The 12,359-nt window shown below is 39.1% G+C and carries 15 protein-coding genes; 7 read left to right on the top strand and 8 right to left on the bottom strand.

Annotated elements, in window-relative coordinates; translation table 11 throughout:
* Nucleotides 1–106 precede the first annotated feature (106 nt).
* Nucleotides 107–322 carry a hypothetical protein gene (locus tag BMX95_RS34205; protein WP_081203054.1) on the top strand — a complete coding sequence of 72 codons (216 nt, stop codon included), beginning with the start codon at nt 107–109 and terminating at the stop codon, nt 320–322.
* A 130-nt stretch (nt 323–452) separates the two neighbouring features.
* Here BMX95_RS34205 and ltrA read toward each other — a convergent pair whose 3' ends face one another.
* The 8 genes from ltrA to BMX95_RS34250 all read right to left on the bottom strand — a co-directional run bounded on the left by ltrA (nt 453) and on the right by BMX95_RS34250 (nt 7,017).
* Entirely contained in the window at nt 453–1,763 is a 1,311-nt protein-coding gene (gene ltrA / locus BMX95_RS34210; RefSeq protein WP_081203055.1) for a group II intron reverse transcriptase/maturase, read from the bottom strand.
* Nucleotides 1,764–2,565: 802 nt separating this feature from the next.
* Complete coding sequence (locus BMX95_RS35230) at nt 2,566–2,736, bottom strand: hypothetical protein (RefSeq protein WP_165759046.1); 171 nt, start codon at nt 2,734–2,736, stop codon at nt 2,566–2,568.
* A gap of 27 nt (nt 2,737–2,763) precedes the next feature.
* Nucleotides 2,764–3,738 (bottom strand): relaxase/mobilization nuclease domain-containing protein, encoded by a 975-nt coding sequence (locus BMX95_RS34225; RefSeq protein ID WP_242673211.1) that lies wholly within the window; start codon nt 3,736–3,738, stop codon nt 2,764–2,766.
* A 50-nt stretch (nt 3,739–3,788) separates the two neighbouring features.
* Nucleotides 3,789–4,169: a plasmid mobilization protein gene (locus BMX95_RS34230; RefSeq protein ID WP_081203069.1), complete on the bottom strand. Its 381-nt coding sequence runs from the start codon at nt 4,167–4,169 to the stop codon at nt 3,789–3,791.
* Nucleotides 4,170–4,275: 106 nt separating this feature from the next.
* A complete protein-coding gene (locus BMX95_RS34235) occupies nt 4,276–5,217 on the bottom strand; it encodes a toprim domain-containing protein (RefSeq protein ID WP_081203058.1) in 942 nt (313 codons plus the stop codon).
* Nucleotides 5,214–5,606: a hypothetical protein gene (locus BMX95_RS34240; RefSeq protein WP_090519755.1), complete on the bottom strand. Its 393-nt coding sequence runs from the start codon at nt 5,604–5,606 to the stop codon at nt 5,214–5,216. Before BMX95_RS34240 ends, BMX95_RS34235 begins: the two co-directional genes overlap by 4 nt.
* 76 nt (nt 5,607–5,682) lie before the next feature.
* Nucleotides 5,683–6,006: a helix-turn-helix domain-containing protein gene (locus tag BMX95_RS34245; protein ID WP_081203060.1), complete on the bottom strand. Its 324-nt coding sequence runs from the start codon at nt 6,004–6,006 to the stop codon at nt 5,683–5,685.
* Between the two features lie 126 nt (nt 6,007–6,132).
* Nucleotides 6,133–7,017 carry a hypothetical protein gene (locus tag BMX95_RS34250; protein ID WP_081203061.1) on the bottom strand — a complete coding sequence of 295 codons (885 nt, stop codon included), beginning with the start codon at nt 7,015–7,017 and terminating at the stop codon, nt 6,133–6,135.
* A gap of 248 nt (nt 7,018–7,265) precedes the next feature.
* Between BMX95_RS34250 and BMX95_RS34255 the strand changes: the two genes are divergently transcribed.
* The 6 genes from BMX95_RS34255 to BMX95_RS34280 all read left to right on the top strand — a co-directional run bounded on the left by BMX95_RS34255 (nt 7,266) and on the right by BMX95_RS34280 (nt 12,028).
* A complete protein-coding gene (locus tag BMX95_RS34255; RefSeq protein ID WP_081203062.1) occupies nt 7,266–8,867 on the top strand; it encodes a GIY-YIG nuclease family protein in 1,602 nt (533 codons plus the stop codon).
* A 26-nt stretch (nt 8,868–8,893) separates the two neighbouring features.
* Nucleotides 8,894–10,132, top strand: a complete 1,239-nt coding sequence (locus tag BMX95_RS34260) for a hypothetical protein (protein ID WP_081203063.1) — start codon at nt 8,894–8,896, stop codon at nt 10,130–10,132.
* A gap of 466 nt (nt 10,133–10,598) precedes the next feature.
* Nucleotides 10,599–10,802, top strand: coding sequence for an AAA family ATPase (locus tag BMX95_RS35930; RefSeq protein ID WP_081203065.1), 204 nt, complete (start codon nt 10,599–10,601; stop codon nt 10,800–10,802).
* A 28-nt stretch (nt 10,803–10,830) separates the two neighbouring features.
* Entirely contained in the window at nt 10,831–11,145 is a 315-nt protein-coding gene (tnpA, locus tag BMX95_RS34270) for an IS66 family insertion sequence element accessory protein TnpA (protein WP_081203066.1), read from the top strand.
* Between the two features lie 2 nt (nt 11,146–11,147).
* The gene (tnpB, locus tag BMX95_RS34275) at nt 11,148–11,507 is read left to right on the top strand and encodes an IS66 family insertion sequence element accessory protein TnpB (RefSeq protein ID WP_081203067.1); all 360 of its coding nucleotides are present in this window, start codon (nt 11,148–11,150) and stop codon (nt 11,505–11,507) included.
* A gap of 167 nt (nt 11,508–11,674) precedes the next feature.
* Complete coding sequence (locus tag BMX95_RS34280) at nt 11,675–12,028, top strand: hypothetical protein (RefSeq protein ID WP_081203068.1); 354 nt, start codon at nt 11,675–11,677, stop codon at nt 12,026–12,028.
* Nucleotides 12,029–12,359 lie beyond the last annotated feature (331 nt).

A 12,359-nucleotide genomic window follows, 5' to 3' on the forward strand; every position in this document is an offset into this window, starting at 1 on the left:
ACCTGCCTGGGGAATTAAACCCCTAATACAGTTACTTAATAACGTTTACACAAAGAACTTTATACTACCGCTTCAATAACTAAATTCTAATCAAAACTTATCCAATATGAAACTTAGTCAAAAGGTACTCAAAGCAATAAACAATCCGGCTACTCGCCGCCGATTAATGGATGTATTGGGTTGTACAGAATTTACCATTTCCCGGTATATTCAAAGGAATAGCGATAACCTTACTAAAGCTGCCGCAATGCAGGTAATAAGGGAATTGACCGGCTTACCTGACAGTGAAATTTTGGAAGGATCTATTACCAATACAATTTAGTCCACAACAATAATTCCTTTGTTTTAATAAGATTACTAATCAGAGCCATTAATCGAGTAGGAGGCGTAGGATTAGTTCCTACGCCGACCTCTCCCACCACCGTACGTACCGTTCGGTATACGGCGGTTCCTTAATTTAGTTTCCGTGCATTCAGGTAACAGTCCGTCAGGAACACATATCCGGCCTGTTTCAGACGATCGTTGGTCACAGAAGTCGAGAGAATCCAGCTATTCGCAATATGCCAATAACCTCTTCTCGTATTGGCCCATTCCCACGCTTTTGCTTTGGCGATGCCAAGTTTCGTGAGATTAGCCTGCCTGGTGCGCACGCGTTTCCATTGTTTCCAGAGCACCATCCGGAGCCTTCTGCGGTACCATTCATCCGTTTCAATCATCAGCGCCTTCATATCCGCCAGCTTGAAGTAGTTAACCCAGCCAGAGATATACAGTTTGAGTCTTTCCTTCCTCGTCGCATTCCCCCATCCGTTGCTTCTCGAGGTGAGTTCCCTGATCTTTGACCGCATCTTCTCCACACTCTTAAGGTGTATGCGAAGACGGCATTCTCTTTTCACATAGAATGAGTAACCAAGGAATTTCACGTTTCTAATGTATGCCACGGTGCTTTTATCGAGATTGACTTTGAGCAACAGTTTCTTTTCGATGTAAGCCACAAGGTTTTCCATCGTGCGTGCGGCTGCTCGTTTGCTTTTGCATAAGATCAGTAGATCATCTGCATAACGGACAAAGCGGTGGCCACGACGTTCAAGCTCCTTATCCAATTCGTTAAGCATGATATTGCTCAACAACGGACTGAGCGGTCCACCTTGTGGTACACCGACAGTTGTTTGTTCAAACTTGTTCGCAACAACAACACCGGCTTGCAGGTATCTGTGGATCAGCGAGATTACCCGCCCATCCTTAATTGTTCCTGATAACACTTCGACCAGTTTACTCTGATTTACTGTGTCAAAGAACTTTTCCAGATCCATATCTACAGCATACTTATAACCTTCAGTAATGTACTGTTGGCATTGCCGTAGCGCCTGGTGGGCACTGCGCTTTGGTCTGAACCCATAGCTGCTTTTGGAGAACTGCTTCTCATAAATCGGGCTTAGCACCTGGGTGATCGCTTGTTGAATGACCCTGTCTACAACAGTGGGGATGCCTAGCTGTCTTTTCTTGCCATTCTCTTTGGGTATCTCTACCCGACGTACTGGATTTGGACGGTATTTACCGTCCAGTATAGATGCTATTAACGCGTCCTTCTCTTTGATGAGATAGTCCTTTAAGGACTCGACTTCCATCTCATCAATACCACCTGCTCCCTTGTTTTGCTTTACCCTTTTATAGGCGGCGTTCAGGTTTGCCGGTGACAGGATTTGCTCAAGCAGGCCATACCCTGTTTGCTCGATACTTGTAAGGTTGTTTTCAGTTATCCACATGGAAGTCTGCACTCCTCATAGTCTTCGGGTTCCGCCCTATTTTTCTGTAGGCAGCTATCTTGCGATATTTTCTGCTTTCTACCTTTCATGCAGTAACATTCATTTACTACTTACTTCTTAAGGTTCAGCCCTTCCGGGAAGTGGTCGTTCTCCCGTACTATGGCCTCGGCTGACTTCTCACAGTAAATCTTATTTCAACCGTGCTTCATACGCAATGTTTCCACACGTCTGTGAGATCTCCCATGGTAAGACGATAAACCTCCGTTCCATATACCCGCACCATTTACAGTGCCGTGTCCGTGTAATCTTTGGACTTCGTCTTGTGATGCAGACTCGTCCTCACTGCATCTGCCTGATAGTGTTCGTGTTCCTCGGGCCGGAACTTTGCCGCCAGCTTCCTTCAGATTCCACTTCGCAGTGGACACCCTTGCTCTTGGCTAATGGTTGGCGATTACATACCCCCATAACGGACTTTAACCGTCAAGTTTATCGCCATGCATGGCGCACATCAGAAGCCCCGATGTTTCTACATCAGGGCTTTATTACTTATTCGTCCATCCTACAACCGCCAATGATCCACAATATGCTTTAGTAAAAAGTACCCGTAGGTGGCTATAATTATATATAACAACCAGCGCAGTACTACCGAATAATATTCCCTTACGTTATGTTCCGGGAAAAGTAATACTCTCCTTTCCTGAACAATGTTTTTGGGTTTTTCATTAACAATCTTTCCTATTCCATCCATGCTCTGGGATATAACATTCTGGATTGGAGTAATATTTAGAGGAGGAGAAGTGACTTAAAGATTGTCCAATTTTTCTTCAAATTGTGTAAACTTCCCGGTTAATCCGTTTACAGCAGTAACCAGGTCGCCTATGGATTTTGCGAGTGTTTTTTGTTCCTCCGAAAATTCATTCAATACGATCTCTAAGCTACTAGCTTCCACATTTTCAGAATTTTTAAGCTCCATATTTGAAAATTTTAAGTGAATAAATATTTACAATTTTGGCCTTTGTCTTTTCCTTTTACGCTTGGCTTCCTTTAATAATTCAGGATTAACTGACTGATCTACGTACTCCGGTTTCAGCAGATCGCCTAACAACTTATCAAGCTGCTTTACTAACTCTGACACCTCAAAATCTTCTTTCCGCTCCGAATGAGCAGTTTTGATTAATAGTTTCTGAACCGGAGTATGTGCTTTATCTATATCCCTTTGAATTGCTATTTCCTGCTGTTGTTGTTTCTCTTGTTTAATTGTTAGTTCCTGTTTCAGATCTAGAATCCTTTCAATCTTCGAAAGTGAAAAGCCAACTTCACTGCCCTTTATCTTTACTTTTTTATCATCGATGAAAGAAATGCCCCGGCCTTTTAGCACCTTATAGCCAAGAGATTTCATTTTATCTTCAAATTGTTGAATAGTTTTAACCTGCTGTAAAGTGTCGCGGATGTTGGTTTTAAGTTTTTCCTTTCTGTTGTCAAGCCGGGGAAGATTCCGGAGTTCTTCTGATAAGAATCGGCGGGCACTTAATACTTCTCTTAATTGATACTGCTTTTCAAGTTGCCTGCAAAGGCTATCCATTCTCCTGTAACTATGACTATCCTTTGCCACTTTCCCATCAAAACCCACCCTGTTTGCAACGATATGTATATGCGGTTCGGTGGTGTCCTTGTGCAGAATAATGAGGTATTGATTGTCTGTAACCCCAAACTGTTTCGCGCACTCTTTCCCCATCTCTATTAGTTGTTCGCGGGAAACCTTATCACCTGGTGCAGGCCGTAGGGAGAAATGAAACACCGGTTTTTCAACTCTTTTACTCAATTTGGCAACATCCAAAAACTGGCTGGTAAGTTCGTCCAGGTCGCCAAAACATTTATTGAATTCCAAAATCTCAGCCCTGTCTTTGTGTTGCAATTGATCTTTCAGCGCTTTTAAAACCTTCTGGTTTTCACTTAAACCAATTTTATCTTCCAAACAATACCGGATGGATTCATAAAAAGAAGCGCCGGTTCCCACATATCCGATCATTGTAAATGCAATTTTATATTAGCGGCTAATTGTTTCAACTCGGCTGATTGAACTTTTAGATTTGCTCGTTCCAGGGCTGTTAATTCCTCGAATCTGTTTCGCTTTTTAGCAATCTGATTGAGGTTTGCAGCGATGTGATTTAGCATTGCAGTTAATTGTAAAACCTGTGGTGGCAATGCTTTTTCCCGCCTGTCAATTTTACCGGTCAATGCTATTTCCCGCATATACTCCGATGTGGGCACCTTTGCAATTTTAGCTTTTCCTACTATTATAGATCTTTCATATGAGCTACATTTAACAGATATTATCTGATCTTTTTTCACGGCCTTTTTATGGCGGCCTCCCTTATTTTTTGTTTGTTTTTCCAACTGCTCCATAATCATTACTCCTTGTTTTTATCCGCCGATAGGCGGATCCCGTGAATGCGATAGCATGAACGGCCAGCGTTTTGGTATTACCAAAACATAGCTGGCTACCCGAAATTCAAAGCCTCTTGCCTTGTCTTTGGCTTTGCCTTTGGCTGTGTTGGTGATGGATAAGCCAGTCATTTAAATCTTTATGGCCCTGATAGAAATCACTGCGATCAATGTATTTATCGTGATTCCATTGCAACGCCTGTTTGGTACGATTCATACCGGCACTGTCCCTGTCTAAAATCAAATGAACCTGGTTATAATGTTCCATCAGGGAACGGCTTTTCTCGAAAAAAGAAAGTGAGTTTAATATGAGGCAATTTGACAGTGGGGTGGTTAGACTTTTATTGACGGTGCAAAAAGAAAGGAAGTTGAAAAAGCCTTCAAACACTGCAACATCATCACTTCGATTGTCAACAAAAGTTATATCCTTAGGGGAACTGCTGCCCTCGAAATTTTCGCTTCGCAGCTCATATCCGCCAGAATTGTTTTGAAATCCGATTACTGTGTGTTTTTTACCATACAAAAGGAAATCCACTTCTTTGCAAAACCGGTTGGCAATTTCCAGCAGGATGCACCTTTTTTCCAGATAGTTCAACAGTTCTTTTGCAGCCAACTGGCGGGAATCCAGTACAACAATTTTGCTGCTTTCGGTCTCTTTCTTTTCACCAGCAAACCGGGAATTGGCACCGGAAAGATTGTCCGATATAGTAGGCGGGTGAAAAGAAAGAACCGGGCGAGCCTGGTACTCTGACAAACGGCCAAGCAACTCACTAACGGAACAATTATGATAAAGGGTCCCCAAATCAATCAGATCACCGCCCTTGCCCACCGCATGATCGTACCATACATTCTTTTGCCGGTTCACCTTAAAGGATGCTGTTTTTTCCTCCCGTAAGGGCGATAGGTACCAAAAATCCTGGTTATGCACCTTTTTCGGATGGTGGTTTAAGTAAGCCAGGTAATCTACCATGTCTATTTGCTTTGCATCCTCACACGAAAAGTTTTTCATACATCACGTTTTTCAGATTCTTTAGACTGCTTAATTTTCTCCTTCTTAAATTTTGGAGGTTTTTCTTCCGTCCCTTCTTCACTTCGTATAGGATCACGGCCAAAAACCCTGGGATTATTCAAGCCATTGTTGCGAATACTGTCCTTTAAATCGAGCCACAAGCGGATGTTATAATCGGCTAATTCCTGTAACTCTTCCGATGTTAATTTGTGAGGGTTTGAAACCGTGGCAGAAGGTTTCCCTCCAACCTGTTCCTCAAACAGGGAAAAGATATTGGGAACAAAGCCCTCCCCAATCTCTAGCGACTTGCTAATAAAAAAGCTATTGCCGTGCAATTTGATCTGCTTTCCTGTGCTTAACTGGAAAGTTTGTCTTTTAAACTCAGCCATACGGTTGATTTTTAATTTGTTAATCAATAACTGTTAAAAGCTTAATGCGAAGCATAGGGGCGGGTGAAAAGAAAAACTACTTTTCGGCTACTCGGTTGGTTTCAGGATCAATAAACGGGTTCCCGCGCTTCTGTTTCAGGTAATCCATTACCTCTGAACGCAGGAAATAAACCCTTCCTCCCTGTTTATGGAAGGGAAGGCCCTGCTTCATCCATTCATGCAGGGTGACCAGGGAAATGCGGAACATATATGCTACTTCCTTGCGGGTAATTAGCGGTTCCTCTTCTGGTTTGTTTGCTGGGTGGGCTGTTTTTATGGGCGCGTTTTCCAGGCATTCCTTCACCGCCTCTCTGATCCACCGCCGAAAATCATTTTCGTTCGGAATAAATAAAGTGTCCATAAAGTTTAGTTTTATAGACGCAATATGAGTTAGAATTGAAGCAAAGTCAATGCTGGATTAGTCATGGAATTTTTGGGATTGAAGATTAACCGATTATGCAAGGTTAAAGCGGATTAGATGCCGTTATTAACTATAAAAATACTCCTGTAATGCAGCTTCGAGCTTCAGCACGTTAGGGTTTTTGTCTGGAATAATCTCATCTGCCTTTTTAATATCTGTCTTCTGAATACTGTTATGCTGCTTAGATTTGAATGGTTCAAAATGAAGCCGAAGGATAGCGGCAATGTCAGTATCAGAGAATCTTCTAAATAACTGCTCCGCCCTGGCTTTTTCCGTAGGGGCCTGCACATTTTTGAGTAGTTTGAAAAGTTTAACAACCTTATTCAGGTGATTTTGGTTATTCAACTCAATGTTTCCAGTTACAAAGGAATCGGTTATTGCCAGCATACGTTCTTCTGTTCCCGTCAGAATCTCCTCAATACGATCATTTATTTTTTGGGAAAGGTTTTGAGCAATACTTTCTATTTCTTCCGGGTTAGCCATGCTTGCAGCGGGTAGCATGTCCTGAACTCCCTGCTTAATTTCTTGTTGTACGGCAGCTTTTTGTATTGATTTTAACTCCTGCTGCTTTTCCAATACCCATGCCTGGGCAATCTCTAGCTTTTGAAACCGAGCCTTGCTATTATTCAGCTTCAATCTGCCAGAAATCTCATGCTGCATAAACCTTAAAAACCCTTGTTTGTCAGTATATGCGGAAAAATGAAATTCCAGATAATCAGGTATGTGGCCAGGAATGTATTCATTCAGTTTATTAAAAAACTCATTATAATACCTTAGCCCAAAGGGTTCTTTTTGAAAATATAGAAAATGGTCGGATTGGTAGCTTCCAATTTTGTATTGAAAATATGGACTAAATATGCCTGGTGTTTGGTAGTTGCCTGATCGACCGAATAGGTCAGAAATCATATTCCGGATGAACATATTAGAAAATAATCTCTCCTTTACACTCATAGGTAATTGTTATGGTTAAAGTTTTTAATTAAAACTGAGAGAAGCGATCATTAAATTACTGATTTTCATTTAAAAATCAATTTGCTATTTGTGTGCTATGACTTAAATTAGGGTATTGGAAAATTTACTAAGTATTCCTCAATTAACATGAAAAGAAGTTTGCCCATGCCCTTGTACGGTATATGAAAGATACAACGCATTGGTAAACCGGTTAGATCCAAAATTTATTGATTTAATTCAAACACCCCATGGCATCTAGTGCAGACAGGCAAAAACATTATAGGCTTTTTTCATCACCTACCCCTGATAGTCCATTTTATGATGACTTTGTAAAATATTATAAACAAAAATTTAAAAATGAGCCGCAAGCCCAAAAAAAATCAGAGGAAAACTTTAGACAAGCGGTTTGCATAATCAATACACAATTAAAAAATGGAGCAGGTTTATTAGTAGATAGCGAGTTTCGATATTTTTTACCAGAATTTAATTCGCGAAATTTTAAGTTCGGATTTGGATCAATGCCCCCAGCTTTCGTAGTACTAGAAGGCTTTTTTTATTTCAACAAAGACCTTTTTCTTTTCGAACTATTTCCAGAAGAAGATTATTTATTCTCCAGCTTTGACTTTATCGATTTTGTTACATCAGAAAAATCAACCAAGTCAATTGATTATTTAAAAGACTCCATTGAAGACAATGTTATATATTCTTACAACATTCTGAATAACCTTAAGGAAATCACATTCAAATCCAACGAAGGAAATGAATTCATTTTTGCAGGGGTCTCAATGATTAAACGTAAGGATGAAATAAATTTATTTATAGTTGCAGGAGAAAAAGCAGATATCCCCACAGAATCAAAGAATCTGCCTTCATTAGAGGGCTATGATATTGGAAGAAACTATATTATGCCAGCTGATGATAGAAAACGAGAGGTAGTGCAACTTTTGAATTACCCAGATTTTAGAAAAATATTTCTTTACTTAAGAATAAACCTTGATACCAAAACTATTGACACAAGATATATTCAAAAAGATGAAGGAAACAGTTTTTCAACAATAACAGATGATTACGATATGTTATTGCGTGCAATGCATGGGAAAAAGGAATACGATGAGTATATACTTAATTCTATAAAAGAATTAAATAGTTACAATGCAATACTTGAAGTAGCATATAACTGCCTTTACCTGCCAGAATATTTCGATCAAAATGAAGATGATATTGTTGTAGAAGAGCATCCTACGGCGCTTTCCTCGGAGAAATTAAAACCCAGTTTATTTAAAAAAGATAAAAAGTATTCTTCTGATCATTTTTTCAAGACAAAAGATATATGGACTTTAGATAAAAACAACAAAACATTAAGTAAGCAAAATTTCTCAGCTGATGAATTAAAAATAGAAATGAGTGGATACTGGAAAAACCTTGAAATAGGGCAACAGGGAAAAGACAAAAAAGGAAATGCCATTCATAATAGGACATGGGTAGACCAAACCTTAAGTTGGTATGAATCAGATCCTGCGTCTAATCGTGAAACAAAAATTCAATCTTCTTTTACCAAAAAAGGATACATATACATATTGCACAATCCATCTCATCCTTCTAATGTTTTTAAAATTGGTTTAACTACTAAGACCGTTGAAGAACGAGCTAGTCAACTATCTGGCACTCCTTCCGTAGATAAATTTTTAATTGCGCATAGTTGGCTAGTAAACGATTGCGTTTTAGCTGAAAAATTAATTCACCATGCACTCAATAAATATAGAATGAACGAGCGAAGAGAATTTTTTAAAATTGAATTTTCTGAGGCTTTAAGAATTATTGTACCGATCATTGAAAACCTGGATAAGTAAAGATCCATGCTAATTATAATTCAATTATGAATGCCCGCTTCTTAAAAGATTTAGGATATAATACTGCAATACAGCTAACAGAAATACAAAGAAAACACAATGTCGTTACCAGTGTGGAAGGATTTTTTAGTCAGCAGACCATGAGTTCTCCATTGGAAGAAATAGAAATGACATTGAAAAGGGCCAAAAATCTTATTTTTTCAAAAGACATTTATGAAGAAGAGCCATTTTATCGAATAGGATATAACTATGCAGATACAGATCCAAGCATTGGGACTGTTTTCGAAAACTTTTTCTTACCAGAGATGAAGGAGGTGGGTTTCATAAACATTCGGAAATATATACATGAGTATCAAAAAGGAAACTTAGAAAAAAAAACCTTACTGAATGAATTGAATACAATATTTACTAAAGTTGCGCAAGGTAAGGGGATTTATGCTTGCCTTCCCTCATTCGAAAAAATGAATTCTATTTTGGAAAGCCATAAGATTCTGTTTGCTACCCTTAAAAATGCTCCATTCTATGCCGTTGAAAGGGAAATCAATATAATTGAAATAATTTATAGTTTGGGGCATTCTCCCAATACTACAATACTTACTCTTGAACAAAAGGATAAGGTAATCCAAAAGTTAAAGTTTGAATTTGAAAAATTAAAAACGCCAGATAAAAGGGAAACAGTTAAAGATAGGATTAGTCAGATAGAAAAAAGATTATCAAAACATAATGAGTCTAATGACAAAGAAGACCTCAACCTCTATTTACAAGGTTATTTGATTGCTACTAGGGGTGAAAATCCAGATTTGTTTAATATATTAAAACGTAACAGTTCCTTTGTCTTTTTAAGTTCATGGAATTTACATTTTGCGAATGAAGGTGGACTTTTTTCGGCAAACCATGTTGAGAACACACGAACCGTATTAGAAATGATTCTTAAGGGATATGCTTATGCTTCACACTTAAAATTCCTACAGGAATTTATAACTGAAAATGAATCAAAAAAGATAGTTGAAAACTCAGAAATAAATGAGTTAGAGGGAATACAAATTAAATTGAAATGGCTTGGTCAAAAAAATCAGTATTATGATTGGATTCGGCATTTAAAAAATGAAGGTTTAATTGGAAATAGTTATGAAGAGCTCGGGCTATTTACAAAACTCTTTGTGGATTGTTTTCAAAACAATGCCTTAGCCACCATTCAAAAGGAACTTGGGAAAAATAAAATGCCAACAAAAAATAAGCGAATTAAGGGACCTGAAAAAAAGTAGTACGGCAAATAGTACGGCGTACTATTTAGAATTTATGAATTTGCTTTGTTTTGCAATATAAACATGATTCAAAATGCAAATAAAAAGCAAGTTTAATATCAAAATTGAGCCTAAGGATTGGGCATACTTAATTTTAACGGCCATAGCGTTATTGCATTTAATTAAAGGCGATGTCATATCTGCCTTAAAAGTATTGACAAAATAAACTGAAGTTAATATGAGTAATACAGGGGGTGATATGCCAACAGAATGATCAATAAACGAACCTTTACTAACAGTTACAATTATTACACAACCGTACATAATACACAAACTTTAAACATACGCCCATATGTGATTAAGATCAAGAAATCATTTAATCCTGATTAATTGATATAAAAAATACGAAATAAACGCTTCATATTTCTTCCAACCTAATATCTTAGTGGCTGTCATTATTTCATTTAGACAATACAATAGAATAGCCATGCGCCTGATAAACTTCTCCGTCAATAATTTTCGAGCTATCTCCGGAGGTCTCAATAATAATCAAATCAATTTTGACGGATCTAATACCATTTTCATTTTTGGGCAGAATAATGTAGGAAAGTCAACATTTTTAGCTGCATATGACTTCTTTTTTAAGTATCCCTCCGGGAAGTTTAAAAAGCGACACCAGACAAGCATTTAAATTTACGGTTCACCAAAACTGAAAATTGATGCTGGAAGCCAAAGGATCCAATCCCAAACGAACCGCCCAGGAAATGTTTTCCTTGGTACAGGAACAACAATCAGGGGAATTGCCGGTTAAAACATTCTGTGAATTGAAAAAAATATCAGAGGCCATTTTTTACTACTGGCGAAAGAAATATGTGAATCATTCAAAACCCGCCAGTGAGTTGCCAGGTGAAAAATTTAGCTTGTTGCAACTGGAGGATGATGGCCCAAACGATGCCAGGTTGTTCGCAGAATATAAAGGGCTGAAGCTGTACCGGGAAGTGCCTGTAAGTTATTTAAAAGAATTAATGCATTAAGGGTGTTACAGATTAACCATGCCAGCCGGTATCTGCTGTATCATAAATGGACCGACATGCGCAAAAGCTTTGATGGGCTGTGCGGGCTTGTAACGAACGAGTTGAACATGGCGATTAAACTCGGGGATATTTTTATTTTCTTCAACAAACGCCAGACGCATGTAAAACTACTTCAATGGGAAGGCGATGGATTTAGTCTGTATTATAAACGACTGGAATCAGGAACTTTTGAAATGCCGGGACTTATGCAGGAGGGCACGCATAGCGTTATCAGCAGCAGGCAACTGGTGCTCATCTTGCAGGGTATCTCCCTGAAAAAAGCGCACTACCGCAAGCGATATATTGCCGCCGGAAGCCTCTGAGAATTGAATTATCTGCATTGGGAGTTTGCCAGAGTTAAGTACGCTATTGTGAAGGCCTTTATTTTTTAAAATCAGTTTTTTGTCCGGGTTTATCCACGTTTGCGCTGTATAACTTTTGTGCCGCTCATCACTGAGCAATACCTCCTGGCTGTTCTATCTTTGGAGTAATGGCAGCCGGTGGCGAACATATCAACTACAAAGAGCTGTATGAAGCATTATTACAAATGAATCAGCAACTGCTTCAAAACAATCAGCAGTTGCAATCTTCCAACGAAACATTACACGCTCAATTACTCACGCTTCAATACCAGATACAACAGCTTACCAAACTTGTTAAAGGCTTCAAATCTGAACGATTTGTACCATTAGGTACATCGCAACAACAAAAAGAGTTGGGCCTTGTTTTTGAGGAATCAGCAGCCCCCGGCACCAATCTGGGTGACGTTCAAAAGATCAGCTACACGAAAGTAAAAAAGCCGACTGTTACGCCTGAGCCACAAAAAGGCCTCCCTGCTGTATAATCCGATCCATCCTGACCACCTGTACCGATGATGCTGACCACTTGTTCCGGCCATGCTGACCACCCCTTCTCTAAGTAAGTTGATTTGATTATTCCGGTGATGTTGACCACCTATTTGTTGGTTTGTTCCGGATCATTCCGGTGATGCTGACCACCCTGGTGCACAAAGTTGCCAGATGTCATTCCGGCAATGTTGACCACCATCGTGACTTTACGCGTCTGCCATTCCGGCGATGCTGACCACTTCAGGCGCTTTTTCTGTAATCGTTTTGCTTTGCAGCTTTTTGAACATCAACTGCAAAGAATGGCTGGAAAAACGATTACGATGAGTA

The sequence above is a fragment of the Niastella yeongjuensis genome, assembly GCF_900110245.1.
GTDB lineage: Bacteria > Bacteroidota > Bacteroidia > Chitinophagales > Chitinophagaceae > Niastella > Niastella yeongjuensis.

What these genes read in the sequence shown, in the direction of transcription:
- BMX95_RS34235 (WP_081203058.1), bottom strand. Translation starts at nt 5,217, where the DNA reads ATGAAAAACTTTTCGTGTGAGGATGCAAAGCAAATAGACATGGTAGAT.
- BMX95_RS34250 (WP_081203061.1), bottom strand. Translation starts at nt 7,017, where the DNA reads ATGAGTGTAAAGGAGAGATTATTTTCTAATATGTTCATCCGGAATATG.
- tnpA (WP_081203066.1), top strand. Translation starts at nt 10,831, where the DNA reads ATGCTGGAAGCCAAAGGATCCAATCCCAAACGAACCGCCCAGGAAATG.
- BMX95_RS34245 (WP_081203060.1), bottom strand. Translation starts at nt 6,006, where the DNA reads ATGGACACTTTATTTATTCCGAACGAAAATGATTTTCGGCGGTGGATC.
- BMX95_RS34255 (WP_081203062.1), top strand. Translation starts at nt 7,266, where the DNA reads ATGGCATCTAGTGCAGACAGGCAAAAACATTATAGGCTTTTTTCATCA.
- ltrA (WP_081203055.1), bottom strand. Translation starts at nt 1,763, where the DNA reads ATGTGGATAACTGAAAACAACCTTACAAGTATCGAGCAAACAGGGTAT.
- BMX95_RS35230 (WP_165759046.1), bottom strand. Translation starts at nt 2,736, where the DNA reads ATGGAGCTTAAAAATTCTGAAAATGTGGAAGCTAGTAGCTTAGAGATC.
- BMX95_RS35930 (WP_081203065.1), top strand. Translation starts at nt 10,599, where the DNA reads ATGCGCCTGATAAACTTCTCCGTCAATAATTTTCGAGCTATCTCCGGA.
- BMX95_RS34260 (WP_081203063.1), top strand. Translation starts at nt 8,894, where the DNA reads ATGAATGCCCGCTTCTTAAAAGATTTAGGATATAATACTGCAATACAG.
- BMX95_RS34240 (WP_090519755.1), bottom strand. Translation starts at nt 5,606, where the DNA reads ATGGCTGAGTTTAAAAGACAAACTTTCCAGTTAAGCACAGGAAAGCAG.
- BMX95_RS34280 (WP_081203068.1), top strand. Translation starts at nt 11,675, where the DNA reads ATGGCAGCCGGTGGCGAACATATCAACTACAAAGAGCTGTATGAAGCA.
- BMX95_RS34230 (WP_081203069.1), bottom strand. Translation starts at nt 4,169, where the DNA reads ATGGAGCAGTTGGAAAAACAAACAAAAAATAAGGGAGGCCGCCATAAA.
- BMX95_RS34205 (WP_081203054.1), top strand. Translation starts at nt 107, where the DNA reads ATGAAACTTAGTCAAAAGGTACTCAAAGCAATAAACAATCCGGCTACT.